Annotated in this window: 1 protein-coding gene; it reads right to left on the bottom strand. The window is 62.0% G+C overall.

Going from position 1 to position 458, the window contains the following annotated elements; translation table 11 throughout:
• Positions 1–458: hypothetical protein (locus ABAC460_RS50645; RefSeq protein WP_035426701.1), on the bottom strand; the 458-nt coding region annotated here is incomplete at both ends.

Here is a 458-nt window from a genome sequence, read left to right as displayed (position 1 = left end):
CGGTTGTATGAAATCGCCGGGTTAACCTCCGCCTCATCGTCGCCAAACTTCATCCAGTCAGGCAGCATATCCGTGAGGCTGGAAAACTTGTCTTTCAGCGCCTGCCAGCGCTCGCTAATGCCGTCAATGACCCCGTTGATCATGTTCATCCCGGCTTCTTTGAACTGTCCCGGCAGCGCTTTAGCCCCGTTTACCAGCCCCTCCCATTTGCCATTAAGCCAGCCAGTCAGCCGATCCCATGCCTGAACCGTGGCGGCGCTCAGCGCCAGCCATGCCGCGTTAACACGCTCGCCGATGGTGTCCCAGACGGCGGCGGCACGCTCCGCGATACCGCTCGCAACGCCCCAGATGCCGGTCAGCAGGCCGGGCAATCCGCCCAACAGCTGCAGCGGCAGGCTCAATCCGGCCGCGATCCATTCACCGAACATGCGCCCATAACGCGCGGCCGTCTGTAGTTC

Source organism: Asticcacaulis sp. AC460, from assembly GCF_000495795.1.
Classification (GTDB): Bacteria; Pseudomonadota; Alphaproteobacteria; order Caulobacterales; family Caulobacteraceae; genus Asticcacaulis.
This window is presented reverse-complemented; position numbering and strand designations above follow the sequence as displayed.